The sequence below is a fragment of the Microbacterium sp. Leaf288 genome, assembly GCF_001422925.1.
Taxonomy (GTDB): Bacteria; Actinomycetota; Actinomycetes; order Actinomycetales; family Microbacteriaceae; genus Microbacterium.
Window position 1 is genome coordinate 1 of the sequence record NZ_LMNI01000002.1, and the last position, 25,829, is coordinate 25,829.

Genomic DNA, 25,829 nt, shown 5'->3' on the forward strand with positions numbered 1-25,829 from the left:
CCGGCGTGTACTGATGGCGCCCACCAGCCCGGGGATCCCTACTCCCAGCATTCATCTCCACCACAGGACCAGACTCCACCACAACTGGGGCACCCCAGTGCCCGTGCTCCTGTAGAAGCCCGGTTGACCTGTCGGAGGCATGACGCGCGAGGAGGCGGGAACGCAGTCCCGCTCGACTACGGTGCGAGTTCCTCCGCCAGGGCCCGCGTCTCGTCCGGGGTCCACACGCGGTCGCCGAAGACGTGGCGATGCGCGAGCGACACCTCGGCGCCCGGGGCCAGCACCACGTACTCGTCGAACGAGGGCGACGGCGCCAGCACCGGGATCGGCTCGCTGCGCACGAACCAGCGGATCGGGGGCGCTCCGGTCGAGGCGCCCGCGAACGCGAGCACGGTGGCGCCCCCGTCCACGTCGTCGTGCTCGCCTGAGAAGGCCACCCACGGCGCGACCTGGCCCATCACACCGTCGTCGCCGGCGTCGTCGGGAAAGCCGCCGGCCAGCACGCGGCCTCCGGTCCAGGCACGAGGCATCCGGATCATGAAGCCGGTGTAACCGGCGCCGGGGCGCCCCTCGGTCGTCGGGCTGCCGAGTTCGAGCTCGCGTCCCGACACGTTGCGCAGTGTCGTGGAGAAGTCGAGCATCCAGAGGCCGCGGGCGGTGTCGACGCCGTGGAAGCGGTGCGTGCGGGTCTCGGCGAGCCACTCCTGGCCGCCCTGCGTGATCCACGTGAGCTCCTCGGTGAAGGAGACCTCGGGCCCGGCGTCGGCCACCGCCGTGAAGCCGTCGTGCCGGATGGTGCCGACGTTGTCGAGGAGCGCGTAGTCCCCGTGCTCGGGGCGGAACGTGTTCCCGCCCCAGAAGTTCTGGCCCGACACGTGCGTCCAGGTCATCTGGAGGCCCTTGTGCCACCGGTGGTCCCACGGGCGGAAGCCGGTGAGCAGCGCGCCGTCGAGCGCCCGGAGCGGGTGGAGGAAGGGTTTGGGGCCTTCCGAGATCTCGCCTCCCGGGTTGAACGCGTATCGCGCGATGTCGACGCCGGCGGCAACGACGGTCGCATCGGTCTGGTCGAGGCGGAGGGTGAGGTCGGTCACGGTTCCATTGTGGCCCAGATCGACGGAAAACGCTTCCCCGCCGCTCCTGCGGGCGCGTAATGTACCTCTCCGGAGGCCCGAGCGGTAGAGGCATCCCCGCGCGCCACGGCGGGGATAGCGTCGTCGTCATCTCATACGAGACCCCGCACCCCCCGCGGAGTCCACGAGACAGAAGGAGAGAAACATGCTCTGGACCATCCTCGGCCTGATCATCATCGGCCTGATCGCCGGCCTCATCGCTCGCGCCGTCATCCCCGGTAAGCAGAGCATGGGCATCCTGCTGACGATCGTCCTCGGAATCGTCGGCTCGTTCGTCGGCGGCTTCCTCGGCTTCCTGCTGTTCGGCAGCGACCCCAACGGCGGCTTCCTGCAGCCGTCGGGCATCATCGGCTCGATCCTCGGCGCGATCGTCGTGCTCGGCCTCTACGTGCTCTTCACGCGTCGCCGCGGCGTCAACCGCGCCTGATCGGCTGCCCCGGGTTCGAACGCACAACACTTCGCCCGGATCCGTGCGCTCCCTCGCACGGGTCCGGGCGTCGCTGTGTGTGGCGGCGGTCAGGCGCCGGCGAGGGCCTGCGACACGACCTCGCGGGCCTCGGCCTGCACCTGCGCGAGGTGCTCGGGTCCGCGCAGCGACTCGGCGTACAGCTTGTACACGTCCTCGGTGCCCGACGGACGCGCGGCGAACCACGCGTGCTCGGTCTGCACCTTGAGGCCGCCGATCGCGGCGCCGTTGCCCGGCGCGTGCGAGAGCTTCGCAGTGATGGGCTCGCCGGCGAGCTCGGTCGCGGTGACCGCCTCCGGGGCGAGCTTGCCGAGTGCGGCCTTCTGCGCGGGCGACGCCGGGGCGTCCACGCGCTGATACGCCGAAGCGCCGAACTCGGCCTCGAGCTCCGCGTAGCGCTGCGACGGCGTCTTGCCGGTCACCGCGAGGATCTCGGATGCCAGGAGGCACAGCAGGATGCCGTCCTTGTCGGTGGTCCAGACGGAGCCGTCCTTGCGGAGGAACGACGCTCCCGCCGACTCCTCGCCGCCGAAGGCGACGGATCCGTCCAGCAGCCCGGGCACGAACCACTTGAAACCGACCGGAACCTCGAGCAGCTCGCGCCCGAGGGATTCGGCCACGCGGTCGATGATCATCGAGCTCACGAGGGTCTTGCCGACCGCGGCATCCGTCGGCCAGTCCGGCCGGTGCGAGTACAGGTAGTCGATCACGACGGCGAGGTAGTGGTTGGGGTTCATCAGCCCGGCGTCGGGCGTCACGATGCCGTGGCGGTCGGCGTCGGCGTCGTTGCCGGTGAGGATGTCGTACTCGTCGCGGCGCGCGACGAGGGCGGCCATCGCCGACGGCGACGACGGGTCCATGCGGATCTTCTCGTCCCAGTCGAGCGTCATGAACTTCCACGTCGGGTCGACGTCGGGGTTCACGACGGTGAGGTCGAGCCCGTGCACCTCGGCGATGAGCGCCCAGTACTCGACCGAGGCGCCGCCCAGCGGGTCGGCGCCGATGCGCACGCCGGCCGAGCGGATGGCCTCCACGTCGATGATGTTCGCGAGGTCGCGCACATAGGCGTCGCGGAAGTCGTATTCGCCCAGCTTGTCGCCGTCGAGGTCCTTGAACGGCGTGCGGGCCACGCCCTCGAGGTCCGCCGCGATGAGCTCGTTCGCGCGGTTGGCGATCCAGCTCGTGGCGTCGGTGTCGGCGGGCCCGCCGTTCGGCGGGTTGTACTTGAAGCCGCCGTCGCGCGGCGGGTTGTGGCTCGGCGTCACGACGATGCCGTCGGCGCGGCCCGGGTCCGCGGCATCCTTCCCGCGGTTGTAGGCGAGGATCGCGTGGCTGAGAGCGGGGGTCGGCACCCACGAGTCGCGGGCGTCCACGCGCACATCGACGCCGTTCGCGACGAGCACCTCGATCGCGCTGCGCTCCGCCGGCAGTGACAGGCCGTGCGTGTCGCGTCCGAGGAACAGTGGGCCGTCGATGCCCTGTGCCCTGCGGTAGTCGACGATCGCCTGCGTCGTGGCGAGGATGTGGGTCTCGTTGAAGCTCGCCGACAGCGACGAGCCGCGGTGTCCGCTCGTCCCGAACGCGACGCGCTGCTCCGGGACGGCGGGGTCCGGCTTGAGGTCGTAATAAGCGGCGATCAGCTCATCGATGTCGATGAGGTCGGATGCTTCGGCCGGCTGTCCTGCGCGAGTCATGCGTCCCAGTCTGCCCGTCCTCGGCCTGCCGCGCACGGTCCGTGACACCCTGCGCCGGTGCGCAATTCAGGACCGGTGCGCCGCGCCGTGGGCGCGGCCCCCGGAATTCCGCGGGCGGGGTCGATGTCGCGCGACCTCCATCCTGAGTTACGGACGGGATCGGGCCCACGGGGCCCGGGCTAGGCTGGCACGCGTGACTTCCGAGGTCGCCTCCGCCGAGGCATCCGTTCCCGTCCGCCGCACGTACAGCTTCCTGGGCCCTGCGGGCACGTTCACCGAGGCGGCGCTCGCCCAGGTGCCGGAGGCCCGCGGCCACGAGTGGCGGCCGGTGCGCAACGTGGGGGAGGCGCTCGCCGACGTCGTCGAGGGGCGCTCCGACGCCGCGATGATCGCGATCGAGAACTCGGTCGACGGCGGGGTCTCGACGGCGCAGGACGCCCTCGCGACGGTGCCGGGCCTGCGCATCGTCGGCGAGTATCTCGTGCCCGTCGAATTCGTCCTCGTCGGGCGTCCGGGTGCGCGACTCGAGGACATCTCGCTCATCGCCGCACACCCCGTCGCATACGCGCAGTGCCTGCAGTGGCTCTCGGCCGCGCTTCCCGCCCACGCCCACGTGCCGGCGGCGAGCAACGTCGCGAGCGCGATGGGGCTGCTCGACGGATCGAGCGACGCGGATGCTGCGATCGCGCCTCCCGGGATCCTCGAGCATCACCAGCTCGAACTGCTGGCCTCGAACATCGGCGACAACCCCAACGCGGTGACCCGCTTCGTGCTGGTGAGCCGCACCGTCGTGCCGCCGCCGCCCACCGGCGCCGACAAGACGTCGCTCATCGTCGAACTGCCCGACGATCACCCCGGCGCCCTGCTCGAGATGCTGGAGCAGTTCGCCACCCGCGGCATCAACCTGTCGCTGCTGGCCTCGCGCCCGATCGGCGACGAGCTCGGCCGGTACCGCTTCGTCGTCGACGCCGACGGGCACCTCGAGGACGAGCGCATGGCCGACGCGCTGATGGGCCTGCGCCGGTTCAGCCCCCGCGTCACGTTCCTCGGGTCGTACCCGCGCGCCGATCGCGCCGTCGTGCGCTACCCCGAGCGCTACGCCGATGACGTGTTCGTCGAGGCGCGCGACTGGCTGCGGGGTCTCCTCTCCGGGGAACCCGAAGTCCAGGACTGACGAGGCCCGCAGGCCTCAGAGCCCGAGCTCGGCGGCCAGCAGTTCGAGGGTCTGCAGGCGGCCGGGTGCGGCATCCATCGGCTCGTTCTCGTACGATCCGGCGATCGGGGAGATCATCACCTCGTCGACGCCGTGCTTCGCGGCGAAGGAGCGGAGATCGGATGCCACGGCCGACGCCGTGCCGACGAACCACTTCGCACGGGCCGAGGCCATGAAGGTGTCGCCGAGGCCGGCGAAGTCGGCCGCGTTCGCGAGCGCGTGCTCGACGGTCTCGAGCGGGACGAGCGGCTTGTTGGTGCGCAGACGCGCCGTCATGCGGAGGTTGGGCAGGGCGCGCGCCTCGGCCTCGTCCTGCGTCGGCGCGACGAGCACGTTCGCGGTCAGGAAGGTGCGGGGCGCCGCGAGCGCCTCGGAGGGTACGAAGGAAGAACGGTAGAGCTCGAGAGCACGCTCGAGGCCCTCGCCCGAGAAGTGGTTCGCGAACACGTACGGCAGGCCCAGGGAGGCGGCGAGCTGCGCGGAGTAGTCGCTCGAGCCGAGCAGCCACACCTCGGGCGTGGTCGTGGCGGCCGGCGTCGCGTGCACGTCGTAGGTGCCGCCGGACGTGAAGCGCAGCGAGGCGCCGTCCGGCGCGACGAGCGACATGATGTCGCGCACGTGGTCCGGGAACCGCTCGACGTCGCTCGTGGTGCCGCTCTGGCGCAGCAGCTGCGTGATGACCGGGTCCGAGCCCGGCGCCCGACCGAGGCCGAGGTCGATGCGCCCCGGCGCGAGGGCCTCGAGCGCCGCGAACTGCTCGGCGACGACGAGCGGGGAGTGGTTCGGCAGCATCACGCCGCCCGACCCGAGCCGGATGCGCGACGTGCGGGCTGCGGCGGCCGCCGCGAGCACCGGGGGAGTGGTCGAGGCGACGGCCGGCATGTTGTGGTGCTCGGCGAACCAGTACCGGCGATAACCGAGCCGATCCGCCGCGTCCACGAGGGAGAGGGATGCCGCGACCGCCTGCGCGCTCGTCTGCCCGGTGCGCACCGGAACGAGGTCGAGAACGGACAGGGCCGGGGCGGGGATCGCAGTGCTCATCGCTGAAGGCAACCCGCGCCCCGGCATCCGCATTCCGGATCACCTATCCCGCTCGTTGAGCGAGCGAGGAACGAGCGAGACGAAACGCGCCGAGCGCGGTCAGAACTCAGGGCAGGCGGTTCGCCTTGGCGAGGTTGTCGCGCAGCTCGTCGGCGGTCTGCGCGACGACGTAGGCCGGGCGGTCGCGCTCGAGGCGCCACGATTCGCTCAGCGCACCGGCGCTCACGGTGTCGAAGCCCAGCGCGTCGTAGACGCCGGTGACGAACTCGATGGCGTCGTCGTCGTCGCTCGCGGTGCCGAGTGCCCGGCGCTGCGGGTCGCCGGCGGCGAGCCCGCCGGCGTTGATGTCGGACGCGTACAGGTGGTTGAACGCCTTCACGACCTTCGAGGTCGGCAGGTGCTGCTGGAGGAGCCCCGAGGTCGTCGCCTCTCCGCGGTCGAGGGCGTCGATGTGGCCGTCGCGCTCGAAGTAGTAGTTGTTCGTGTCGAGCACGATCTTGCCGGCGAGCGGTTCGACCGGCACGTCCTTCAGCGCCTTCAGCGGCACGGTCACCACCGCGATGTCGGCGGCCGCGGCCGCGTCGGCGGCAGTCGCCGCGCTCACCTTCGGCCCCAGCTCGTCGACGAGCCCCGCGAGGCTCTCGGGTCCGCGTGAGTTCGAGATCACGACGTCGTAGCCGAGTCCCGAGAAGGCGCGGGCGAGCGCGCTGCCGATGTGTCCTGCACCGATGATTCCGATCGTGGTCATGTCGAGCCGCAACCGCGGGGAGCAGCATCCCATTCCGCGAACTCGTCACAGGAGGACATCGAGGAAGCGTTTTCGCGATTCGGCCCGCCACCGCACGAGGCCGTGTGACGATGTCGGCATGGATTACACCCACCTCGGACGAACCGGCACCTCCGTCTCGCGGATCGTGCTCGGAACGATGAACTTCGGCGACCGCACCTCGGAGGAGGACTCGTTCGCCATCCTCGACCGCGCGCTGGAGCTCGGCGTCAACTTCATCGACACCGCCAACGGCTACGGCGGTTCGGGTGGCCGCGGCGCCACCGAAGAGATCATCGGGCGCTGGTTCGCCGCCCGGCCCGGCGTCCGCGATGACGTCGTGCTCGCCACCAAGGTGCACTCGCCGATGGTCGATCCGACCGCTGACGGCGATGTGGTCAACGCCCGCGGCGCGTCCGCGTGGCAGGTGCGGCGCGAGGCGATCGGGTCGCTCAAGCGCCTGCAGACCGACCGCATCGACCTGTACCAGTTCCACCACATCGACCGGCACATCCCGTGGCAGGAGCTCTGGCAGTCGATGGAGGTGCTCGTCGCGAAGGGCGAGGTCGTCTACACCGGCAGCTCGAACTTCGCGGCGTGGAACATCGCGCAGGCGAACGAGATCGCGAAGCATCGCCACTTCCTCGGGCTCGTGAGCGAGCAGTCGCTGTACAACCTCACGCAGCGCTCGATCGAGCTCGAGGTGATCCCGGCGGCTCAGAACTACGGCCTCGGCATCCTGCCGTGGTCGCCGCTCGCGGGCGGACTTCTCAGCGGCGGATCGACGGATGCCGCGGCCCGGTCCGGATCCGAGCGCATCACGTCGCAGCGTGAGCAGCGCCGCGACCAGATCGCCGCGTACGAGGCGTTCGCGAAGGAGCGCGGCTGGACGCCGTCGGCACTCGGCCTCGCGTGGCTGCTGCACCAGCCCGGGGTGACGGGCCCGATCATCGGCCCCCGCACGGTCGCCCAGCTCGAGTCGGCCGTGTCGGCGCTCGACATCCACCTGAGCGCCGAGGATCTCGCGGCCCTCGACGAGCTGTTCCCCGGCCCAGGCGGGCAGGCGCCGGAGGCCTACGCCTGGTGACGCCTCGAGCGGGTCGTGCGCTCAGGAGCGCGCGGCCCGCTTGACGTGATCGTACGCCGCCAGCGCCGTCTTGCGGGTCTCGCCGAGATCGACGAGAGGCTCGGGCCCGTCGTCGCCCAGCGACTCGGGAGCCCACTCGCGCTGGTAGTGCCCATCGGCGTCGAACTTCTTCGCCTGCAGCTCCGGGTTGAAGATCCGGAAGTACGGTGCGGCATCGGCGCCTGATCCTGCGACCCACTGCCAATTGAACGGGTTGTTCGCCTCGTCGGCGTCGACGAGCGTGTCCCAGAACCACTCCTCGCCGCGCCGCCAGTCGATCAGCAGGTTCTTCACGAGGAACGATGCGGCGACCATCCGCACCCGGTTGTGCATGTAGCCGGTCGTCCAGAGCTCCCTCATGCCCGCGTCGACGAGCGGGACGCCGGTGCGTCCCCGCTGCCACGCCGCGAGGTGCGTGGGCTTGAGCCGGGGCCACGGGAACGCGTCGAACTCGGGCCGCAGGTTCTTCGTCGCGAGCTCCGGAAAGTGGAAGAGCGTGTGCCACGCGAATTCGCGCCAGCCGAGCTCCGAGAGGAAGCGCCCGCCGTGCCCGGCCTCGACCGTCTCGTGCCACACCGTGTACGGGCTCACCTCGCCCCATCGAAGCCGGGGCGACAACAGCGACGTCGCGCCGGCCGCGGGCTCGTCCCGCGCCCGGTCGTACGTGGCGAGGTCGTCGTCGAGGAACGCGCGCAGTCGCCGTCGTGCCGCGGGCTCGCCCGGTTCCCACGTCTCGCGCAGCCCGCCCGCCCAGTCCGGGTGGCGGGGGAGCAGTCCCCAGTCGTCGAGGGAATCGGATGCTGCACCCCGGCGCGCGCCGGCGACCTCCCGCGGCTCCGGCAGCGGTGCCCGCGGCGACGGCAGTGCGAGGCACGCGCGCCAGAACGGGGTGAACACCGAGAAGTGCGTGCCGGCGCCGGTCTTCACGGTCCAGGGTTCGAAAAGCAGCGAGCCGGCGAAGGAGGCGACCTCGACGCCCTCCTCCCGCAGCCCCGCCTTGAGCGCGGCGTCGACCTCCCGCTCGGGGCCGCCGTAGCGCCGGTTCCAGAAGACGGCGCCGGCCGAGGCATCCGTCACCAGCTCCCGCACGACGCGCTCGGCGGGGCCGCGGCGCAGGACGAGGGTCGCGCCGCGCTCGCGCAGCCGCTCGCCGAGCGAGGCGAGCGAGTGGTGCAGCCACCACCGCGCGGCGCCGCCGAGCGGGCGGATTCCGGGAGACTCCTCGTCGAGCACGTAGAGCGCGATGATCGGCTCGCCGCGGTCGATCGCCGCACGCAGCGCGGGGTTGTCGGCGAGGCGGAGGTCATCGCGGAACCACACGATCGACGGTCGGGCCATGGCCCCATCCTGCCGGGGCGGAGGCGCCGGATCGGCGGTCTTGACAACGGCGAGGCGCGGTCAGAGGCCGTCGGTGGTGTGGCCCTTGGGGACCACGACGAGGAGGGCGGAGGCCTCCACCCGGGTCTTGACCGAGAGCGCCTCGCCGAACTCGTCGCCGTCGAGCTGGACCGGACGTGCCTCGTGCGTCGCGAGCTCGATGCCGGCGCCGCGCGAGTAGACGACGGCGCTGTCCTTCGTGCGCAGCGACAGCACGCGGCGACCGGCGCGGAAGCGGCGCAGGAAGCTGTTGTCCCACGCGACCCGTCGCCAGACGAAGAGCCAGCCGAACAGTCCCTTGGGCTGGAAGATGACGATGTCGAGCGCGCCGTCGGCGATGGATGCCTCGGGGATGAGGTCGAGCCCGGCCGGGAGCTTGCCGCAGTTGGCGAACAGCACGCTCTGCACCTTCGACGAGTGCAGCCGGTGGCCAGGCAGCTCGTACACGACGCGGAAGGGCTTCGCGTTCGGCAGCGAGCGCGCCGCGCCGTCGACGTAGGCGACCCAGCCGACGGTCTTCTTCAGCTGCGGGTTCGTGTTGGCGATCATGGCGGCGTCGAGGCCGATGCCGCCCATCACGACGAAGGCGTGCTCGGCCGTCGTGCCGTCGGGTCGGGCGAGTTCGGTCCAGCCGACGTCCATGGCGAGCGTGTCGCCGTCGAAGACCGCCTGCACCATCGCGGCGGGCTCGGTGAGGGGGAGCTTGAGGTTGCGGGCCAGCAGGTTGCCCGTGCCGCTGGGAACGATCGCGAGGGGCACGCCGCTGCCGCTCATCGCCTCGGACACGGCGCGCACCGTGCCGTCGCCGCCGGCGACGAGCACCGCATCCACGCCCTCCTCGAGGGCTTGGCGTGTGACGTCGTCGCCGAGGTCGTCGACCGTGGTCTCGTAGAACAGGGGCTCCGACCATCCGGCCTTCGCCGCGAGACGCGTGACCGTGTCGCGCAGCGTGCCGGCGTCCACCTTGATCGGGTTGTACACCAGCGCCGCCTTCGGCGAGGGGCGCTCGCCGTCCTCCGAGATCGGGCGGGTGGCGCCCTCCGGGCCGACACGACGCGCGTGGCCGCTCTCGTCGTGGGCCGTGTCGGGCTCCACGTCATCGGGCTGACGGATGACGTCGTCGGGCGCGGCGGCCTTCGCAGGGTCGGGGGCGTCGGACTCGGACGAGGGCGCGGCGGCCAGGGGCGCAGCATCCGATATCTCCTGCTGCACCTCGGCGAGGTCGAGCTCGGAGGTGCCGGGTCCGTCGGCGTAGATCTTGTCGGCGGGGTGGGGAGTGAGGTCGGCGGGGATCTCGCCGGTGCGCACGTCTTCTGCGGGGACGCCGTCGGCGGGAACCTCGTCGCCCGATCCGGATGCCGTCGCCATGAGGTACAGATTAGGACCCGAATCTCCCGCCGGGCGCATCCGACGTGGGGCTTGGCACCCCGGGTCTCCGCTTGCGCTCGCCGACTAAGCTTGCAGGGTGATCGATCCCGTGCTGCTTCGCGACAATCCCGAGCTGGTCAAGCGCTCGCAGGAGGCGCGGGGAGAGTCACCCGACACCGTCGACGCCGCCGTCGAGGCCGACCGCGCGCGCCGCGCCGCGATCACCGCCTTCGAGGAGCTCCGCGCCGCTCAGAACGCGCACGGCAAGAAGGTCGCGCAGGCTCCCAAAGAGGAGAAGGCCGCGCTCGTCGCCGAGGCCAAGGACCTCAGCGAGCGCGTGAAGCAGGCCCAGCACGCGGTCGCCGCGGCGGAGGAGGCGTCCGCCGAAGCCTTCGGAGCGCTCGAGAACATCGTCATCGAGGGGGTGCCGGCGGGCGGCGAAGACGACTTCGTCACGCTGCGCACGCACGGCGAGGTTCCGGCGTTCGGCTTCGAGCCGCGCGACCACCTCGAGCTGGGCGAGAAGCTCGGCGCGATCGACATGGAGCGCGGCACCAAGGTGTCGGGGAGCCGCTTCTACTTCCTCACCGGCATCGGCGCGCGGCTCGAGATCGCGCTCATGAACCTCGCGCTCGACCGGGCGCTGCAGGCCGGCTTCACGCCGATCATCCCGCCGACGCTGGTGCGTCCCGAGGTCATGCGCGGCACCGGCTTCCTCGGCAAGCACGCGGCCGAGGTCTACCACCTCGAAGACGACGACCTGTACCTCGTCGGCACGAGCGAGGTGCCCCTGGCCGGCTACCACATGGACGAGATCCTCGACCTGTCGCGCGGCGCGAAGCGCTATGCCGGGTGGTCGACCTGCTACCGCAGCGAGGCCGGCTCGTACGGCAAGGACACCCGCGGCATCATCCGCGTGCACCAGTTCAACAAGCTCGAGATGTTCGTCTACACGACGCCCGAGCAGGCGGAGGAGGAGCACCTGCGCCTCGTCGCGCTGCAGGAAGGGATGCTGCAGGACCTCGGCCTGTCGTACCGCGTGATCGACGTCGCCGCCGGCGACCTCGGCTCGAGCGCCGCCCGCAAGTACGACGTCGAGGCCTGGGTGCCCACGCAGAACGCGTACCGCGAGCTCACGTCGACGTCGAACTGCACGACCTACCAGGCGCGCCGGCTCGACATCCGCTACCGGCCCGAAGGTGGCAAGACACAGCCCGTCGCGACGCTCAACGGCACGCTCGCGACCACCCGATGGATCGTCGCACTGCTCGAGACCCACCAGCGCGAGGACGGCTCCGTCGCGGTGCCGGAGGTGCTGCGGCCCTTCCTCGGTGGGCTCGAGGTGATGGAGCCCATCGCGTGAGCGAAGCGCACCTGCCGAAGACCGGCTCCATCAAGGTCGTCGCGCCGAAGAAGGCCGCGAAGCTCGTCGAGCGGGTCGCGCGCGACACCGAGGACCCCGCCGTCGCCACCGAGCAGCTTCTGATCGCCCTCGACATCGACGGCACCGTCCTCCTCGAGGACGAATCGCTCAGCCCCGGCGTCGTCGACGCCGTCGAGCACGCGCACCGCGCCGGCCACGAGGTGATGGTCGCGACCGGGCGCAGCTGGGAGGGCACCCGCGGCATCGTGCGCGTGCTGGGCATCGCCCCCGAGTTCGTGGTGTGCTCCAACGGCGCCGTCGTGCTCAAGCGCGTCGAGGCCGACGAGCTGCGCTACGAGCGCTGGCATGTCGAGACGTTCGACCCGCGCGAGGTGCTCGAGCAGCTGCGGGTTCATCTGCCCGACGCCCGCTACCTCGTCGAACTCGCTGACGGGCAGCGCCTGTACACCGAGTATCTCGAGGACTGGAACCTCGTCCACGCGCGCCGCGTGCCCTTCGAGGAGCTCGGCGCTCAGCCGGTCTGTCGCGTGGTCGTCGTCTCGCCCGACAAGGGCGAGCAGGACTTCGTCGACCTCGTGAAGCGCATCGGCCTCAACCACGTCTCCTACGCGGTCGGCTGGACCGCCTGGCTCGACATCGCGCCGAAGGGCGTCGACAAGAGCACCGGACTCGAGCTGGTGCGCACCGAGCTCGGCATCGACCCCGCGCACGTCCTCGTCATGGGCGACGGTCGTAATGACGTCGGCATGTTCCGCTGGGCGCTCGACAACGGCGGCCGCGCGGTCGCGATGGCGCAGGGGCCGCAGGAAGTGCGCGACGCCGCGGGCGAGATCACCGACTCGGTGCACGAGGGCGGCGTGGCCGCGGTGCTCCGCCGCCTCTGACGCCGTCGGCTAGACTCGACGCTTGTTCGACGGATGCCTCCGCCTGCGGTCGCATCGGTCGGGAGGGTTGTCCGAGCGGCCGATGGACCTGGTCTTGAAAACCAGTGGGCAGCAATGTCCCGTGGGTTCGAATCCCACACCCTCCGCAGAGCGCCTCTGACGCGGCATTCCGCGGCGTCGAGGCTCAGCCGATCTTCGACAGCCTCACGTTGCGGGAGCCTTCGGGGCTGGCGAAGAGCGCGCCGCAGTTCGCGTCGACGGTGACCTCGGTGTCGTTGGGTCCGGGCGAGTGCCGCAGCTCCAGCGGGCCCAGGTCGCCATCGGGAAGCTCGACCTCGTACGAGATCGTCCGCTTCTCGCCCATCTCGAGGAGAAGGGTCCGGCTGACCGCGGTGTTGTCGTGGTCGACGCCGGAACGGTCGCGGAAGCGATTGCCCTGCCAGTTCGCGGAGTCCTGCCAGTCGCCCCGCTTCGGGTCGGTCCACAGGATCTCCGCGCCGGGAGGGGCGAAGAACAGCACGTCCAGCATCATCGTGCGCGGATCGATCCCGCGGAACTGGTTGCGCAGCCCCAGTGTGTACTCGCTCTTGATGTCCTCGCTCATGCGACTGTGCAGATCCATCGTGACCGTGATCGTGCGCTCCTCCACATTGCAGCTGGCACGCTGCGTGTAGTCGAGCCAGTAGTTGAGCTTGCCGACTGTGTAGTCGTTGAAGTAGATGCCGAGCTGGGTGGCTTCCGTCGTGTCCTCCCGGAGGACTCCGTCCAGGCCGTACTCGTGCGCGAGCGACTGCAGGCCGTCATCCTCGAACCACGCGAACACGCGGCCCTCGGCTGCGCTTCGCACGAGCTGATCCCACATCGCGCCGATCTCCCAGCCTCCGCCGGTGAGAGCGTCGAACATGACCGACGTCACCTCGCTGAAGTACGCGTCCATCGCGGCGTTGTCGGTCCCGAACCGCTCGTACGGCTCGCTCATCAGCAAGGAGGCGGTGTTCTCGGAGCTCACTGTCTCGCCGGAGGCGAGGGTCAGCGGACCCGTCGCCTCGAGCATGTGGGCCAGCACGATCGGGTCGATGGAGATCACCCCGTCGAACTCCTGCTTCCCGGTCAACTCGCGCGTCGCCTGGAACAGCTCCACGGCACGGGGGAAGTGCGGGGTCATCGTGAAGTTCGACGACCAGTTCGCCAGCTCGAAGGGATACAGCGAGCGGGTCCCCGCCGGCAGCTTGATGAGCGACCCGTTGACTGTGTCGAAGCCCAGCGACGGAAGTTCGCTGTACATCAGGTCCACGCCGTTCTCCTGGCCGAGCAGCTCCATCCTGCCGTTGTCGACCTTCAGCACCAGCCAATGGGCGGGCCCGCCGCCTGTCGCACGGATCTCCGCCGGCGTCTGGATCATCAGCTGGTACAGCATGGGCTTGTCCGCACCGGCGGCGTGCAGGATCGCCGGCAGGTGCTCCTGCACGATGTTCAGGGCCGGAACGGCCACCGCGATCAGCTCCACCATCCCGTCGAGGGGTTCGTACACGGCCGGGAGCACACCCGTCCGATCCATACCTGCGGCGATCGCCGACGCGTCCTCGAGGGACGAGATGATCGTCGGCAGGACCGGCCCGGCCCCGAGGAAGGGCCGCAGGTCTATCCCGAGGCTGTCCTCGCTGCGCTCATCCGTGCCGGCGGCGGCCATCATGGCGACCAGGGGCGGAAGTGACTGCGACGTGATCGTGTTCACCGCTTCTGCCACGGTGCGCACTGCGAGCACGTTGTTGCCGACCTGGGGGAGTTCCGCGGCGAGATCCCACAGGACGCCGTTCGACGTGGCTCGCGCCCGTTCCGTCCGGATGACGACGTCGTCGCTCGCCTGCTGCAGCCCGGCGATGTCCATCGAGACGGCGGCAGCGGCGAGCACCTTGAGCTGCTCCTTCGCGGCTTCCATGTCGTCGCGGACCTGCAGCACCTGCTGCACGAACGCCCCGACGGTGAACAGCCCGGCGAGAAGCACCGTCGCGACCGGTCCCACCACCACACACAGCAGGAGGTTCCTGCGCCTGCGACGGAGCTGCGCCCTCGTCTCCCGCGCGGCGTGGCGGGCAAGCGGGGTCGCTGCCGACCGTCTCCGGGCAAGGCGATGCGTCGTGGCTGGATGCGGTGCCGGCGAGGGCCCAGAGGCGGTCACGGCCAGGATGCTACCGGGTGACGGTGACGGGATCCTGACACGCGGGAGTCGGTCGTCGTCGCGGCGCGCGCCCTCAGCGCACCCACAGGGCGGTGTGGGAGGATACCCCGGTGCTTCGGCAGCGCTCTGACGTTGTGCGAGCGAATGATGGAACGACTGTGGAATTCTTGTCCGCAGTGACGTCGTGCGGGTTGCCCCACCGCTTCCTCCGCGGTGTGACGACCCTGATGGGGAAAGGAATCGAGTGAGCTCGACGCACAAGCCCACGAGGCGCGGCCGCCGCACGGTGGCCCGTCACGGTGAGCTGTCGTCTCCGAGCCCGTTCGGTTTCATCCTGAAGCTCGTCGGCATCGTCGCCGCCGTCGTGCTGGTATCGGGTGCCGGCGTCGCCGCGTACGCCGCGACGGACTTCACGGCGAGCTTCACCGAAAGCGCGGTCGAGCTCGAGGGCCAGGGCGCCGTCCCGCCCGACATCGGCGCGATCGAGGGCGGCGTCGATGTGCTCCTCGTCGGCACCGACGAGTGCGAGGAGGAGTTCGCCTCCATCTTCGGCGATCGCTGCACCGGCGCGGACGCCGAAGGGCAGCTCAACGACGTCAACATGCTCGTGCACATCTCCGACAACCCGCGCCGGGTGACGGTCGTGTCGTTCCCTCGTGACCTCATGGTGCCGATCCCGTCGTGCACGCGCGAGGACGGTTCGACCACCTCCGCCACGAACAAGACGCAGATCAACGAAGCGTGGAGCTACGGCGGACTCTCCTGCGTCGCGAAGACGATCAAGGAGCTCAGCGGCCAGAACATCCCGTTCGCCGCGAAGGTGAGTTTCGGCAACGTCATCAACATCACCGACGCGATCGGCGGCGTCGACGTCTGCATCGGCAACGGCGGCATCAAAGACAAGTACACCGGCATCAACTGGCCGTCCGGACCCCGCACGATCCAGGGCGTCGAGGCGCTGCAGTTCCTGCGCACCCGCCACGGCCTGCAGAACGGCAGCGACCTGGCGCGTATCAGCAACCAGCAGCAGTACATGTCGAGCCTCGCGCGCAAGCTCGTGAGCGACGAGGTGCTGTCGAACCCGGCGACGCTGTACAAGCTCGCGGCGACCGCGGTCGACAACATCACGCCGAGCAAGTCGCTGACCAACCCGATGACGCTGGTGCAGATCGCGCTGGCCGTCAAGAACGTGCCGTTCGAAGACATCGTGTTCGTTCAGTACCCGGTGCTGACCGACCCCGCCGACGTCAACCGCGTGGTGCCCGACTACGACTCGGCCGAACAGCTGTGGGCGGCGCTCGCGGCGAACGAGTCGCTCGAGGTCACGCATGACCAGGACCTCACCGGAGGAGTGATCGTGGCCGACCCGCAGCCCACCGAGGCGCCCGCCGACCCCGCACCCACGGCGACCGCCGATCCCTCGGCGACGCCCGCACCGAGCGAGACCGCCGTCGCACTCCCCGACAACATCCCGGGACAGAACGCCGCTCAGCAGACCTGCTCCGCCGGAAACGTCAGGTCCAACGGCTGATGGCGTCGGACAAGCGGCCCTCGAGAGAGGGCCAGACGCCCCTTGCGCGCCACGGAGTGCTGAAGTCGCGGCATCCGTTCATGACTCTCGTCGCGATGCTCGGCGTCGTGCTCGGCGTCTTCGGCGTCAGCGCGGCCGGCATCGCCGCGTACAACCTGTTCGACGCGTCGCAGACGATCACCGCGAACGCCGTCGTGCTCGATGAGGAGAAGCCGCTGCCGCCGTCGCTGGGGGCGATCGAGGGCGGCGTGAACATCCTCATGGTCGGCACCGACTCGTGCGAGGGTGCGAACGCCACGCTGTCGGGGGCGTGCCAGGCCAAGGCGACCGAGGGGGAGCGCAACGACGTCACGATGCTCGTGCACATCTCGGACGAGCCCCGTCGCGTGACCGTGGTGTCGTTCCCGCGCGACATGCTCGTGCCGATCCCGTCGTGCCCGAAGGAGGACGGCAGCGGCAGCGGCAGCTACTCGGCGATGTCGTCGCAGATGCTCAATGCGTCCTACGAGTACGGCGGCCTCGCGTGCACGGTGCTCACGATCGAGTCCCTCATCGACGACCAGATCGACTTCGCCGCGGCGATCCGCTGGACCGGTGTCATCAACATGTCCGACGCCATCGGCGGCGTCGACGTGTGTGTCGCCGGCGACATCAGCGACTCGCACACCGGACTCAAGCTCACCGCAGGCACCCACACGCTGCAGGGCGTGCAGGCGCTGCAGTTCCTGCGCATCCGCCACGGCATCGGCGACGGCTCCGACCTCGGCCGTATCTCGAACCAGCAGCAGTTCATGTCGTCGATGGTGCGCAAGCTCCAGTCCGATTCGGTGCTCGCCAACCCCGCGACGCTGCTGAACCTCGCGACCACCGCGATCAGCCAGGTGCAGCAGGAGCAGCTCGTGCTGAGCTCCGGCCTCACGAACCCGACGCTCATGGTGCAGATCGCAATGGCGGTCAAGGACGTGCCCTACGAGGACATCGTCTTCGTGCAGTACCCGACCAGCTACGCCTCGGGCGACGGCGCCAGCCGGGTCATGCCGGTGAAGGACGCCGCGACGATGCTCTTCGACGCGCTCAAGGCCAACCAGCCGCTGACGCTGACGGGCGACGCGAGCCAGGGCTACGGCGTCGAGGTCACCGGCGAGGCTGTCAAGCCCGAGGTGGCTCCGACGCCTGCCGCGACCGAGGCGGCTGGCGAGACACCCGCGGCTGAGGCTCCGGTCACCGAGACTCCGGCGGCGGAGACGCGTGTCGAGCTGCCGTCGGCGATCGCGGGGCAGACCGCGGCGCAGACCACCTGCACGCAGCCCGAGGGTCGGTAGCCGCTCGGCCGCTCGGCCGCGCTGATTCGCCCGTGTGGGTTCCGGCTCACACGGGGTGGCCGAGGCTGTCGGTGCGGTCGGACTGCGTCGAGAACTTCGAGATGAACACAACCCAGCTGCCGTCGGGCTGCTGCGTCGCGACCCCGCCGTCCTGCCAGATCCCGTTCTCGGGGAACCATTGCGACCCGGCGGGGTCGCCCTGGTTCTGATGGACGTTATGGATGCCTTGCACCGACGCCGGAGCCGCGCCCTCGGGGAACGGCTCGCCCCAGACGAGCGTGAGCGCGCCGACGCGCAGCGTCGCCTCCAGCGCCTGCGACGCCTGGAGCTGGTCGCCGGAGCGCCACGGCCGGAGGAACGGCACCCAGAAAGGTGAACGATCGGCGGCCACGGCATCCCGTGCGCGGAACAGCCACTGCAGGAACCAGCGGATGCCGACGACTCGCAGCTCGCGATGGCGGATGACGTCGAGGGCGCCCGAGGCGGGGGAGGAGAGGAGCTTCGTGAAGGCCGGAGCCGGCGGCGCCGGCCAGCCGAGTTTCGCGCCCGTGGTGCGGATGGTCTTCCACTGCACCCCCGCGGCGGAGTTCTTGCTGTCGACGTCGACCGCGACGTGGTAGTCACGGGCCCCGCTGCGCAGCTTCAGGTTGACGTGCCACCACCGTCCGAACTCGTCGGGGTCGTCGCGCTGATGCGACACGAGGGTTCCGCTGAGCACTCCGTACTGTGTGAACGGCATACCGGGATGAGCGAGCCGCGACCGCGGGTGATACCCGGCTGCTGATTCCACGCGTGCAAGAAGCGGTCCCGGTCTCGGTTATGATTGCTGGGTGCATCCGCGCTCTCGCGACCGGATGCCTGGAGACGTCGCATAGTCAGGCCTAGTGCACCACCCTGCTAAGGTGGAGTCCTCGTAAGGGGACCGAGGGTTCAAATCCCTCCGTCTCCGCAGAAAAACCCCCGATCAGCGGGGGTTTTCTTGTGTGTCGACGCCGCGTCATCTATTCACAGGTTGGGGCCGGAACGGCTCCAGGTGTCCCCCAGGTGTCCCCCGTCATCTTCGCTCTGTGTCTCGGCGACCTCGGCAGCCGCCAAGCGGGTGAGGTGCTCACGGCGCTGGCCTTCGCCGAGGATGTGGGCGTAGACCCTCAGCACCGTGCGCGGATCGTCTCCCAGATACTCGGCGACTTCGTTGATCGGGGTCCCGAGTCGCAGCCAGCTCGAGGCCGCATAGTGTCGAAGCGCGTGCGGGCGAAAGCCAAGGGGGTACTTGCGAATGAGCCCCACGGCGAACTGGCCACCGAGTCGATTGGTGAACAGGTAGTCGTCGGGTGCCTTGCCAGCGGCGTGCTTTCGATAGATCTCGACAGCGCGAGGCGAGAGCGGCACGACTCGGGTGCCGCGCCAGGACTTGGGGTCCTTCTCGTCATAGCCGTTGGAGTGGGAACGCCCCACGGCGAACTGCGGAAGCGGGATCTCGACGAACCATCCCACCCGAGCAGCACGGATCTCGCCCCACCTCAGCGCAGTCAATGCCTTGAACTCGTACAGATCGGCGACGTCGTCGCGCTTCTCGCGCACGGCGGCGAGTTGCGCGGTCAGTTGTTCTCGGGTCGGTATGTCGCCCGAGCCAACCGAGCGCTGAGTCACTGCGAGCTCGGGGATCTTGGGCATCGTGCGCACAGGGTGTGGCTGATGCAGGAGCCCTTCCTGGTCCGCGTAGGTGAATAGCGCGCTCAAGGTCGTCTTGGCTCGAGCCACGGTCGCCGGCTTCTTTCCCCGTCGGAGTTCGGCGACGAGGTGGGCGCGGACGTCGCCCGCATGGATCGATGCGAGAGGGCGGGCGAGTAGCGTTCTCGGGAGTGCTGCCAGGTTGTTGTTGTCGGTGTCCACGGTGTGCGGGTTGCCGTCCGCACGTGCCGCCTTGAAGAGCTCGACGAGGTTCCTCAGCGTGAACGAGCGCTTCGGGGCTAGGGGCCGACCCGTTTCGATGAGGTGCTTCTGCGCCCTCTCCCACGTTTCGGCCTCGCGCTTGGTGTCGAAGGCCTTGGTCGCGACGAGTTCGCGGCCGGACTTCACCCGCACGAGGTAGAACGTCTTGCCAGCCTTGGTCTGGCGCGTCTCGATGCTCACGGTTCGATCCCGGCCAGTCGATGGATGTCGATGCGGCGATACACCCGTCGATGCTCCGTCAGATGGATCGGCTCGATTGGAGCACGGCCCTGGAGCGCGAGGGCACGCAAAGTCGTGCGGTGCAGACCAAGTCTGTCGGCTGCTTCCGACTCGGAGTAGAACAGACACTCGAGGTGATCTGGGACGTCATTGTTCGTCGCATCGGACTCCTCTTCCGAGTCGATGACGGGGCTGATTTGAGTGCGGTTCACGATGACCCTCGGATCTACCAGAAACGGCCGTCCCTGGCTGCTCAGCTGCCTGCCGGTCGACCGGCGTTGTAGTTCATGCCTGAAAGTCGCCCCGCCTTACGCGCCGCGATGATCCACGCCGATGCCGTTCTGTGGGGGATGCCCAACTCCTCTTGGATCAACCTGGCTGGCGGCAGGCCCGCTAGAGCGGCTACCCCGTACAGCAGCTCGATCGACTCCATGCGCGCGTCGCTCCCGCCTCGTCGCACCACCTCCGCAGCAACCGCGGGGGAAAGAATCCTGCCGGCCTTGGTCGTCAGCTCCGCCGCGCTCACCCACGTCGCGAGCGGATCTCGTTCGTCGTCGAGCGTCAGGAAGATGCAGCGGGGCGCCGCGATCTGCACGATGGCCTGCGTTCCCACTCTCGCCACTGTGGGGTAGTTCACTTCGACGTCATCGCGTACTGCAGCATGGCTTACTTCCTTGATGACGTACCGTCCTTGGCTTGGGACGTAGCGAGCGACGACGCCGGTCTGGACTCCAACGTCGGCATCGACGGATGTCCCCACGAACGCGGGGGCAACGCGCAGGACGCGCCCGACCTTCTGGGTCGCCGCCGACGGTGTCATCTCGTGGCCCTCGATCGTCTTCACGTCAACGTTCACCCCCTCAGTCTGTCTAACCGCACGATGCTTTCGCATCTGACTCTTGTCGAGTGTAGCGGTTAGTGCTTCACTAAGGAAGAAGCAATTGTTACTTACGCAACTTCGAGTGATTGGAGCAGCGAATGAGCAGGGTCCGTGCAGGGGTGGCCAGGGCGAAGGCTGGGGAGCGATCGGGAGTGAACCGATGATCACCGTCACCGTGTACTCGACCGGCCCCGGTTGCATGCGGTGCATCCTGACCTGTCGGTGTCTGGTCGCCGCGAGCATCCCGTTCACCGTGATCGACCTCACCGACGACCGCAACGCGGCTCATCGGGAGTTCGTGACCGACGAACTCGGATACACCGAAGCGCCCGTCGTCCTGGTCGACAATGAGCCTCACCACCACTGGTCCGGGTTCCGACCGGACCTCATCGACCGGCTCGCCGCGCGCCTCCTCGAGCAGGGGAGCGACCGGTGAGCCTGCAGAACCCGGACGTTGAGGCGGACCCGGGTCGCGAGGAACGTCCGCAGCGCGAGCGTGAGGCTCGGCGCCGCTACCGGGAAACGCACGCCGACCACATGCGGGAGTACAAGAGGGCCTGGCGAGAGCGCAACGCCGCGCACATCTGGGAGTACCGGGCCGCGTACGACGCCGAGCATCCCGACGTCAAGCGTGCGGAAGCCCGCCGCTACGCCGAGAAGAAGCGACAGGAGCGGCGGCGAAAGCAGTCGCGCCAGGTCAGTTCGAAGAAGTACTACGAGGCGAACAAGGCGAAGCATCACGAGTACACCCGGCAGTGGCGGCTGCGGAAGCTCGCCGAAGACCCGGAGGGCTACCGTGCCGCCCGGGCGGTGATCCAGCGACGCTGGTACGAGAAGCACCGCGACGAGCGCAACGCGAAGCTGCGCGCCGAGCACCGGGAGAACCCGGAACTGAAGCGGGCCGCAGCTCGCGCCTACTATGCCGCGCACGCGGAGGAGCAGAAGGCGAAACGGCGGGCGTATTACGCCGCCAACCGGGAGAAGGTGCTCGCCGCCAACCGCGCCTGGAAAGACCGCGAGACGCGCCGCCTCCACGCCGGCCTGCCCCCGCGCCGCCTGCACACCACCCCAGTTGCCGAGCGCCGTGCCAACACGGCGGCGGCCGACGCGTTCTTCGCCCAGCAGTGGCCGGCTGAGGAGGTTGCCGCGCTGCGTCGCCGACGGGGCCTGTCATTGGAAGCCGTCGAGCCAGTCCCGGCCGAGGTGGTGGCCAGGTTCGAACGCGACAGCCAGCGCGCCCGCATCGAACACACCCTGGCCACCGACTTCAGCTACGCCGACCGGGCCCGTACCGCGGAAGCCCGCAGGTACCTGGCCGCGCAGCAGCCCCGCGGCTGGCAGATCCGCGCCGCCGCCGAAGAAGCCCGGATGGACGCGATCGGCAAACAGATCAACAACCGGCTGCGGCACCGAGAACCGCCACGCCGCCCCCACCACCTCGACCCCGCAGCCCCGCACCCGATGCTGAGCCCGAACAACCCGATGGGAATGAACCGATGACCACCACCCCGACCCCAGACCCGACCCTGCTCGACCGCTCCGCCGCGGAAGCCGCCCTGTACCGGGTCGCGGTCTGCGCCTTCACCTACCACCCCGGCAAACCCGTCGACGAACCAGGGTGGAGCCTAGATGAGGACCTCGCCTGGTGCCTCGCCCCGCTTGCCGGGCTCCCCGACGAGCACTTCGCCGAGTTCGCCGCGACGGTCCGCACCCTCATCGTCACCCCGACCGCAGACCGGCAAGCGTTCATCCGGCGCCTGCTCGCGCTCAGCGGCGACAACCGTCCCCTCGACGCCCTCTGACAGGCCCACCACGTCACCTGAACCAGGAAGGAGGAACCGCCATGGACATCCCCACGCACCTCCAGGTCACGACCGGCGTTGTCACGGTCGCGTCGATCGCGAGTGTCCTGCTGCTCGTCGCCGCCGCCCGCCAGGTGCTACACGGCCGCCTCCGCGCCGCCGCACACACCGTCATCGCCGCCGGCCTGCTCAGCGTCGTCGCGATCGCTGCAGCGGTCCCGCTCGGGCTCACCCCTGTGAGCGAACTCATGCCGTCGCCCTGACCCACCGAATTGGGTGCGCTGAAGATTCGCGACCGGGCCGATGCCTTTCCTGGCCGGTCATCGTAGCTCCCTCCGGGTGCTCCGTGCCGGGCTTTCGACGACATATCCTCACCCCTCCGCAGGCTCCGGGCCTCCGGTATTCCACGACCCGGCACTGCACACCCTCCGCTCGCACACGACGCCACTTGCCAGGAAAGGCACCACCGAAGTCAAGAAACGAGGAAACCGACATGAACACGACAACGACGTCCACCACCGGACACCGCGACGTCCCCGACAGCATCGTCGCCTGGGACCACCTGGAGGACGCCGTCGACCACCTCGCCGACGTCGTCGACCAGATCCTCGCCAGCCACGACGAACAGGTCATCTGCAGCCTCCAGTTCGACGAAGCCGAAGCCCTCGCCGAAGTTCTCGACGCCGGCAGGCGCACCCGCACCGCGGCACGCCTGATGCACCGCTGGGCACTCACCGAACCCGACTGGGAAACCGACCCCCACCACGAACCCACCGTCCGCGGCTGGCTCGACATTGACACCCACCCACCAGTCCGGGACGCCTGATCGTGGACTCAACGGGACGCACAGTAACGCCTCGCGCCCGACTCGTTCGGATCGCACGGGTCGAGAAAGCACCCGGATCGCGGCAGGATAGGAACCACGGACTCGGGAAGGGGTGTGGCGATGACTGATCTGTACCGGTCGACCACCGACCCGCGCGCCTTCCCCGGCCCGACCTCGCGGGCGCGGCAGATGATAGCGCTGCGCACCCTCACCTACGGTCGCACCACAGACGGTGCCGGCATCGGCGAACTCGCCGAACTGCGCCAGAGCATCACTGACGGCGGCGACACTCTTCCGGGGCGCACCCAGGAGGAGAGCCTGGTCATGGTGAACCAGGTCATCGGCGATGCCGAGGGCTGGGAGCAGATGAAAGACGGGGTGCACGCACGGCCGGGCCTCCGCGCTGCGCTCGTCGCCGGTGTGTTCGTGGCTGCGGCCGGCGTGCTCGCCTATCTCGCGCTCGTGCTCGGGCCGGCGCTGTACGCCACCTTCAACTGACGATCACGTACGCGAAACCTGCGTGCAGCGGAAATCGTGCGCTAGGTCGCCTCTGTCGCAGTCGCGTCCGAGGGGGAGTTCAATGCCCGTCGCACAGCTGCCTCACTGACGCCGAGCGCGCGGCCGATCTGCACGAACGACCGGCGTTGCCCCCGAAGCTCGCGCGCGATCGCCACCTTGTCGTCCGTCATCACCCGAGGCCGCCCCGGCCGTCGTCCGGTGGCCGCAGCCGCGTCGAGCCCCCTCCGCGTGCGGAGGCCGGCGAGCCGACTGCGTAGCCCTTCCAGCGCCTCCAGTACATCACCGGGGGATGCGGCCGTGGACGTCGTCGACAACGCTGGCTCGCTGAGGCAGCGCAGGCTCACCCCGGCGCGGCGCAACTGGGTGACAGTCAGTACGAAATGCTCGACGGAGTGCGAGAGCCGCGCCGCCGTCGTGACCAAGAGGACATCGCCGGGCTGTAGCGCTCCGAGGCATGCGTCCAGCTCGGGACGTGACGCCGGACGCTCCTCCAGGGCGTCGATGAAGACCCGGGTCGCGCCCTGGTTCCGCAGCGCCTGCGCGTCCTCGGCGGCATCATCGGTTGACAGCAACGCACGCGTGTAGCCGAGAGTCTGCGTCATCGCGAAAGTCCGCGGTGGGGCTGCGGCACCGGGATGACGGGTGCCGTGAGATCCGTGGCGCGAGGCCGCGCGGGGAGACTTTGGCGCAGCGTGACGAGGCGGCCCGCGAGGCTCGCCTCGAGCGCCGGCCGTGCCCGGGAATCGGCGGGAAGGTCAAACGTCGGCAGTACGTCCTGCAGTGCCACCTGGTGCAACTCGACGAGCAGCTCCGCCAACGGTTCCGGGGTCTTCCCGACCGTCATGACGTAGTCGGTCATCGCGCGCAGCTCCGACAGCCAGCGCATGGCATTCGCGCTGGGCATCGGCACCGACCGCGCACGATCGATCTCACGGACCGCTCCCGGGAAGCCGCCCGCATCGGGCCGCTCGGCGTCATACCGCGGCGCGCCGTCGCGGTCGATGATCGTCAGCCGGTCCACTTCCGCGGACGAGTCCAACCGTTCGACGAGGGCCCGTGTGCCCTGCCAGCCCCCGTCATGGATCGCGACACTGGTGAACCGCGACGCGCGTCCGGCGCGCGCATCCAACAGATATCGGGATGCCGTCGACATGAGACTCTCCGCTCGCGGCGTTCCCACGACCACAGCCCGCGTCGCGAAGTCGTGACGGCTGAACAGATCGGCCGTCGCGAACGCAATCTCTGGGGTGTGAAAAGTCCCCTCGAGCAGCAGCGATCGGCCCGAAGTTCGGGCGTGCGCGAGGCAGCTGCGCAGCCAGCCGGCAGTCGACTCCGCCAGAATCTGCGGCGCCTCGAGGGAACGTGAGCGACTCAACTCCCAGAAGTGCGGATGGAAGGCACGCAAGTCATCGCCGCTGAGTGCCACCATGTCGCTGGGGGAGTCGGCGAGTAACCGCGAGGTCGCGCGCGACTTGCCAGCCCCTGGCTGCCCACCCAGCAATAGCAGGGTCGGTGTCTCCACCGCTGGGTGCGGCGGAAAGACGACGGGGAGGATCTGCTCTTCGAAGATCCGCAGTCGCTCCTCCTCGGACGGCGTCCACTCCGTCATTGCAACCTCGAGGTCAGTTCCGCGAGCCGCTCGTCGAGGAGCGCACGCTGCCAGTCCACTTGCGCACGGTCGAAACCATCGACGCCGAGAACGCCTTGACGAATCTCACGGGCGGCCGAGAGCGACTCAGTCTCGCTCATTGCGCCCGTTGTCGACAGCCGGAGCAGAATGGCGATCGCCGCATTGGCGGTCTCGCGCAGCGAGTCATAGGCAACGACGTCGTTCGCTCGCCACGCCGACGGTTCACCAACCATGAGACCTCCCATCCGCAGTCTATCGCGCGTCACAAACGTTATCGGTTGAGTTTTGACGGTCACGCGGCGACGCCCGCCAACGAGACAACCGGCTGATGATTGGCGGGTGTGGCCGCCGTCCTTCGGCCGGCGCGCTTCTTCGCGCTGCGCGCTGTTTCGTCTGGAAGCCTGCGGCAGCATACGGGCCGGTGTCGTCCGCGCAAGCTGCACGCCGCTGGCTCCTCCGAGATTCTCGGCACGCGGTCGCTGCGCTCCCTTATTCCGCGCCGAGATTCTCTCCTCCGCC

At 69.4% G+C, this 25,829-nt stretch carries 27 protein-coding genes and 2 tRNA genes; 15 read left to right on the top strand and 14 right to left on the bottom strand.

From position 1 onward, the window contains the following. Nucleotides 1-176: 176 nt before the first annotated feature. The gene (locus ASF40_RS03775) at nucleotides 177-1,091 is read right to left on the bottom strand and encodes a PmoA family protein (protein WP_056366818.1); all 915 of its coding nucleotides are present in this window, start codon (nucleotides 1,089-1,091) and stop codon (nucleotides 177-179) included. 184 nt (nucleotides 1,092-1,275) lie between these two features. Between ASF40_RS03775 and ASF40_RS03780 the strand changes: the two genes are divergently transcribed. Beyond that, on the top strand, nucleotides 1,276-1,557 hold the full coding sequence (locus ASF40_RS03780; protein ID WP_056366820.1) for a GlsB/YeaQ/YmgE family stress response membrane protein: 282 nt from the start codon (nucleotides 1,276-1,278) through the stop codon (nucleotides 1,555-1,557). An 89-nt stretch (nucleotides 1,558-1,646) separates the two neighbouring features. Here the strand turns inward: ASF40_RS03780 and pgm are convergent, their stop codons facing one another. Then, on the bottom strand, nucleotides 1,647-3,290 hold the full coding sequence (pgm, locus tag ASF40_RS03785) for a phosphoglucomutase (alpha-D-glucose-1,6-bisphosphate-dependent) (protein WP_056366823.1): 1,644 nt from the start codon (nucleotides 3,288-3,290) through the stop codon (nucleotides 1,647-1,649). Between the two features lie 193 nt (nucleotides 3,291-3,483). Here pgm and pheA point away from each other — a divergent pair, with 193 nt between their 5' ends. Further along, nucleotides 3,484-4,464 carry a prephenate dehydratase gene (gene pheA / locus ASF40_RS03790; RefSeq protein WP_056366826.1) on the top strand — a complete coding sequence of 327 codons (981 nt, stop codon included), beginning with the start codon at nucleotides 3,484-3,486 and terminating at the stop codon, nucleotides 4,462-4,464. 15 nt (nucleotides 4,465-4,479) lie between these two features. Here pheA and ASF40_RS03795 read toward each other — a convergent pair whose 3' ends face one another. Beyond that, on the bottom strand, nucleotides 4,480-5,544 hold the full coding sequence (locus tag ASF40_RS03795) for an LLM class flavin-dependent oxidoreductase (RefSeq protein ID WP_056366829.1): 1,065 nt from the start codon (nucleotides 5,542-5,544) through the stop codon (nucleotides 4,480-4,482). Nucleotides 5,545-5,650: 106 nt separating this feature from the next. After that, complete coding sequence (locus ASF40_RS03800; protein WP_056366832.1) at nucleotides 5,651-6,292, bottom strand: NADPH-dependent F420 reductase; 642 nt, start codon at nucleotides 6,290-6,292, stop codon at nucleotides 5,651-5,653. 118 nt (nucleotides 6,293-6,410) lie between these two features. On the opposite strand from ASF40_RS03800, the gene ASF40_RS03805 reads away from it, so the two are divergent. Beyond that, a complete protein-coding gene (locus ASF40_RS03805; protein ID WP_056366836.1) occupies nucleotides 6,411-7,397 on the top strand; it encodes an aldo/keto reductase in 987 nt (328 codons plus the stop codon). A gap of 21 nt (nucleotides 7,398-7,418) precedes the next feature. Here ASF40_RS03805 and ASF40_RS03810 read toward each other — a convergent pair whose 3' ends face one another. Both ASF40_RS03810 and ASF40_RS03815 read right to left on the bottom strand, forming a co-directional pair. Next, complete coding sequence (locus ASF40_RS03810) at nucleotides 7,419-8,774, bottom strand: cryptochrome/photolyase family protein (protein WP_056366839.1); 1,356 nt, start codon at nucleotides 8,772-8,774, stop codon at nucleotides 7,419-7,421. A 60-nt stretch (nucleotides 8,775-8,834) separates the two neighbouring features. Next, nucleotides 8,835-10,181 carry a diacylglycerol/lipid kinase family protein gene (locus ASF40_RS03815; protein WP_082496849.1) on the bottom strand — a complete coding sequence of 449 codons (1,347 nt, stop codon included), beginning with the start codon at nucleotides 10,179-10,181 and terminating at the stop codon, nucleotides 8,835-8,837. A gap of 97 nt (nucleotides 10,182-10,278) precedes the next feature. Between ASF40_RS03815 and serS the strand changes: the two genes are divergently transcribed. The 3 genes from serS (at nucleotide 10,279) to ASF40_RS03830 (ending at nucleotide 12,595) form a co-directional block, all read left to right on the top strand. After that, on the top strand, nucleotides 10,279-11,544 hold the full coding sequence (gene serS, locus ASF40_RS03820) for a serine--tRNA ligase (protein WP_056366842.1): 1,266 nt from the start codon (nucleotides 10,279-10,281) through the stop codon (nucleotides 11,542-11,544). Beyond that, nucleotides 11,541-12,449: an HAD family hydrolase gene (locus tag ASF40_RS03825; protein ID WP_056366845.1), complete on the top strand. Its 909-nt coding sequence runs from the start codon at nucleotides 11,541-11,543 to the stop codon at nucleotides 12,447-12,449. Before serS ends, ASF40_RS03825 begins: the two co-directional genes overlap by 4 nt. A gap of 61 nt (nucleotides 12,450-12,510) precedes the next feature. Continuing rightward, nucleotides 12,511-12,595, top strand: a tRNA-Ser gene (locus ASF40_RS03830). Nucleotides 12,596-12,633: 38 nt separating this feature from the next. Here the strand turns inward: ASF40_RS03830 and ASF40_RS03835 are convergent. Next, nucleotides 12,634-14,475, bottom strand: coding sequence for a DUF4012 domain-containing protein (locus tag ASF40_RS03835; protein WP_235560127.1), 1,842 nt, complete (start codon nucleotides 14,473-14,475; stop codon nucleotides 12,634-12,636). Between the two features lie 397 nt (nucleotides 14,476-14,872). Between ASF40_RS03835 and ASF40_RS03840 the strand changes: the two genes are divergently transcribed. After that, nucleotides 14,873-16,159 carry an LCP family protein gene (locus ASF40_RS03840; RefSeq protein WP_056366852.1) on the top strand — a complete coding sequence of 429 codons (1,287 nt, stop codon included), beginning with the start codon at nucleotides 14,873-14,875 and terminating at the stop codon, nucleotides 16,157-16,159. Nucleotides 16,160-16,239: 80 nt separating this feature from the next. Next, nucleotides 16,240-17,481 carry an LCP family protein gene (locus ASF40_RS03845; protein ID WP_235560128.1) on the top strand — a complete coding sequence of 414 codons (1,242 nt, stop codon included), beginning with the start codon at nucleotides 16,240-16,242 and terminating at the stop codon, nucleotides 17,479-17,481. Between the two features lie 46 nt (nucleotides 17,482-17,527). Here ASF40_RS03845 and ASF40_RS03850 read toward each other — a convergent pair whose 3' ends face one another. Continuing rightward, a complete protein-coding gene (locus ASF40_RS03850) occupies nucleotides 17,528-18,220 on the bottom strand; it encodes a DUF2278 family protein (RefSeq protein WP_056366858.1) in 693 nt (230 codons plus the stop codon). A 121-nt stretch (nucleotides 18,221-18,341) separates the two neighbouring features. Here ASF40_RS03850 and ASF40_RS03855 point away from each other — a divergent pair. Beyond that, nucleotides 18,342-18,430: transfer RNA gene (locus ASF40_RS03855), tRNA-Ser, on the top strand. 56 nt (nucleotides 18,431-18,486) lie between these two features. Here the strand turns inward: ASF40_RS03855 and ASF40_RS03860 are convergent. The 3 genes from ASF40_RS03860 to ASF40_RS03865 are packed head-to-tail and all read right to left on the bottom strand — an operon-like array spanning nucleotide 18,487 to nucleotide 20,509. Next, complete coding sequence (locus ASF40_RS03860; RefSeq protein ID WP_056366860.1) at nucleotides 18,487-19,614, bottom strand: tyrosine-type recombinase/integrase; 1,128 nt, start codon at nucleotides 19,612-19,614, stop codon at nucleotides 18,487-18,489. Beyond that, the gene (locus tag ASF40_RS21025; RefSeq protein ID WP_157549405.1) at nucleotides 19,611-19,865 is read right to left on the bottom strand and encodes a helix-turn-helix transcriptional regulator; all 255 of its coding nucleotides are present in this window, start codon (nucleotides 19,863-19,865) and stop codon (nucleotides 19,611-19,613) included. Before ASF40_RS21025 ends, ASF40_RS03860 begins: the two co-directional genes overlap by 4 nt. 41 nt (nucleotides 19,866-19,906) lie before the next feature. Beyond that, on the bottom strand, nucleotides 19,907-20,509 hold the full coding sequence (locus ASF40_RS03865) for a hypothetical protein (protein ID WP_056366862.1): 603 nt from the start codon (nucleotides 20,507-20,509) through the stop codon (nucleotides 19,907-19,909). Nucleotides 20,510-20,693: 184 nt separating this feature from the next. On the opposite strand from ASF40_RS03865, the gene ASF40_RS03870 reads away from it, so the two are divergent. The 6 genes from ASF40_RS03870 (at nucleotide 20,694) to ASF40_RS03895 (ending at nucleotide 23,659) form a co-directional block, all read left to right on the top strand. Next, nucleotides 20,694-20,969: a glutaredoxin family protein gene (locus ASF40_RS03870; RefSeq protein WP_056366866.1), complete on the top strand. Its 276-nt coding sequence runs from the start codon at nucleotides 20,694-20,696 to the stop codon at nucleotides 20,967-20,969. Then, complete coding sequence (locus tag ASF40_RS03875) at nucleotides 20,966-22,033, top strand: hypothetical protein (RefSeq protein ID WP_056366870.1); 1,068 nt, start codon at nucleotides 20,966-20,968, stop codon at nucleotides 22,031-22,033. The genes ASF40_RS03870 and ASF40_RS03875 overlap by 4 nt, the downstream gene beginning before the upstream one ends. Beyond that, nucleotides 22,030-22,335 (top strand): hypothetical protein, encoded by a 306-nt coding sequence (locus ASF40_RS03880; protein ID WP_056366874.1) that lies wholly within the window; start codon nucleotides 22,030-22,032, stop codon nucleotides 22,333-22,335. The genes ASF40_RS03875 and ASF40_RS03880 overlap by 4 nt, the downstream gene beginning before the upstream one ends. 41 nt (nucleotides 22,336-22,376) lie before the next feature. Then, nucleotides 22,377-22,598: a hypothetical protein gene (locus ASF40_RS03885; protein ID WP_056366878.1), complete on the top strand. Its 222-nt coding sequence runs from the start codon at nucleotides 22,377-22,379 to the stop codon at nucleotides 22,596-22,598. Nucleotides 22,599-22,828: 230 nt separating this feature from the next. Continuing rightward, nucleotides 22,829-23,161 (top strand): hypothetical protein, encoded by a 333-nt coding sequence (locus ASF40_RS03890; protein WP_056366882.1) that lies wholly within the window; start codon nucleotides 22,829-22,831, stop codon nucleotides 23,159-23,161. Between the two features lie 120 nt (nucleotides 23,162-23,281). Next, the gene (locus tag ASF40_RS03895) at nucleotides 23,282-23,659 is read left to right on the top strand and encodes a hypothetical protein (RefSeq protein ID WP_056366886.1); all 378 of its coding nucleotides are present in this window, start codon (nucleotides 23,282-23,284) and stop codon (nucleotides 23,657-23,659) included. Between the two features lie 41 nt (nucleotides 23,660-23,700). On the opposite strand, the gene ASF40_RS03900 is transcribed toward ASF40_RS03895, so the two are convergent. The 3 genes from ASF40_RS03900 to ASF40_RS21030 all read right to left on the bottom strand — a co-directional run. Continuing rightward, entirely contained in the window at nucleotides 23,701-24,282 is a 582-nt protein-coding gene (locus ASF40_RS03900) for a recombinase family protein (RefSeq protein WP_056366889.1), read from the bottom strand. After that, on the bottom strand, nucleotides 24,279-25,289 hold the full coding sequence (locus ASF40_RS03905) for a zeta toxin family protein (RefSeq protein WP_056366891.1): 1,011 nt from the start codon (nucleotides 25,287-25,289) through the stop codon (nucleotides 24,279-24,281). Before ASF40_RS03905 ends, ASF40_RS03900 begins: the two co-directional genes overlap by 4 nt. Beyond that, nucleotides 25,286-25,829 (bottom strand): hypothetical protein (locus ASF40_RS21030; RefSeq protein ID WP_235560129.1); only part of this gene is annotated, 544 nt, incomplete at its 5' end. The genes ASF40_RS03905 and ASF40_RS21030, both read right to left, overlap by 4 nt.

Coding starts and splice junctions, on each gene's coding strand:
- pgm (WP_056366823.1), bottom strand. CDS start 3,290: ATGACTCGCGCAGGACAGCCGGCCGAAGCATCCGACCTCATCGACATC.
- ASF40_RS03795 (WP_056366829.1), bottom strand. CDS start 5,544: ATGAGCACTGCGATCCCCGCCCCGGCCCTGTCCGTTCTCGACCTCGTT.
- ASF40_RS03870 (WP_056366866.1), top strand. CDS start 20,694: ATGATCACCGTCACCGTGTACTCGACCGGCCCCGGTTGCATGCGGTGC.
- ASF40_RS03845 (WP_235560128.1), top strand. CDS start 16,240: ATGACTCTCGTCGCGATGCTCGGCGTCGTGCTCGGCGTCTTCGGCGTC.
- ASF40_RS03780 (WP_056366820.1), top strand. CDS start 1,276: ATGCTCTGGACCATCCTCGGCCTGATCATCATCGGCCTGATCGCCGGC.
- ASF40_RS03890 (WP_056366882.1), top strand. CDS start 22,829: ATGAACACGACAACGACGTCCACCACCGGACACCGCGACGTCCCCGAC.
- ASF40_RS03805 (WP_056366836.1), top strand. CDS start 6,411: ATGGATTACACCCACCTCGGACGAACCGGCACCTCCGTCTCGCGGATC.
- ASF40_RS03880 (WP_056366874.1), top strand. CDS start 22,030: ATGACCACCACCCCGACCCCAGACCCGACCCTGCTCGACCGCTCCGCC.
- ASF40_RS03905 (WP_056366891.1), bottom strand. CDS start 25,289: ATGACGGAGTGGACGCCGTCCGAGGAGGAGCGACTGCGGATCTTCGAA.
- ASF40_RS03900 (WP_056366889.1), bottom strand. CDS start 24,282: ATGACGCAGACTCTCGGCTACACGCGTGCGTTGCTGTCAACCGATGAT.
- ASF40_RS03885 (WP_056366878.1), top strand. CDS start 22,377: ATGGACATCCCCACGCACCTCCAGGTCACGACCGGCGTTGTCACGGTC.
- ASF40_RS03850 (WP_056366858.1), bottom strand. CDS start 18,220: ATGCCGTTCACACAGTACGGAGTGCTCAGCGGAACCCTCGTGTCGCAT.
- ASF40_RS03895 (WP_056366886.1), top strand. CDS start 23,282: ATGACTGATCTGTACCGGTCGACCACCGACCCGCGCGCCTTCCCCGGC.
- ASF40_RS03800 (WP_056366832.1), bottom strand. CDS start 6,292: ATGACCACGATCGGAATCATCGGTGCAGGACACATCGGCAGCGCGCTC.
- ASF40_RS03815 (WP_082496849.1), bottom strand. CDS start 10,181: ATGGCGACGGCATCCGGATCGGGCGACGAGGTTCCCGCCGACGGCGTC.
- ASF40_RS03810 (WP_056366839.1), bottom strand. CDS start 8,774: ATGGCCCGACCGTCGATCGTGTGGTTCCGCGATGACCTCCGCCTCGCC.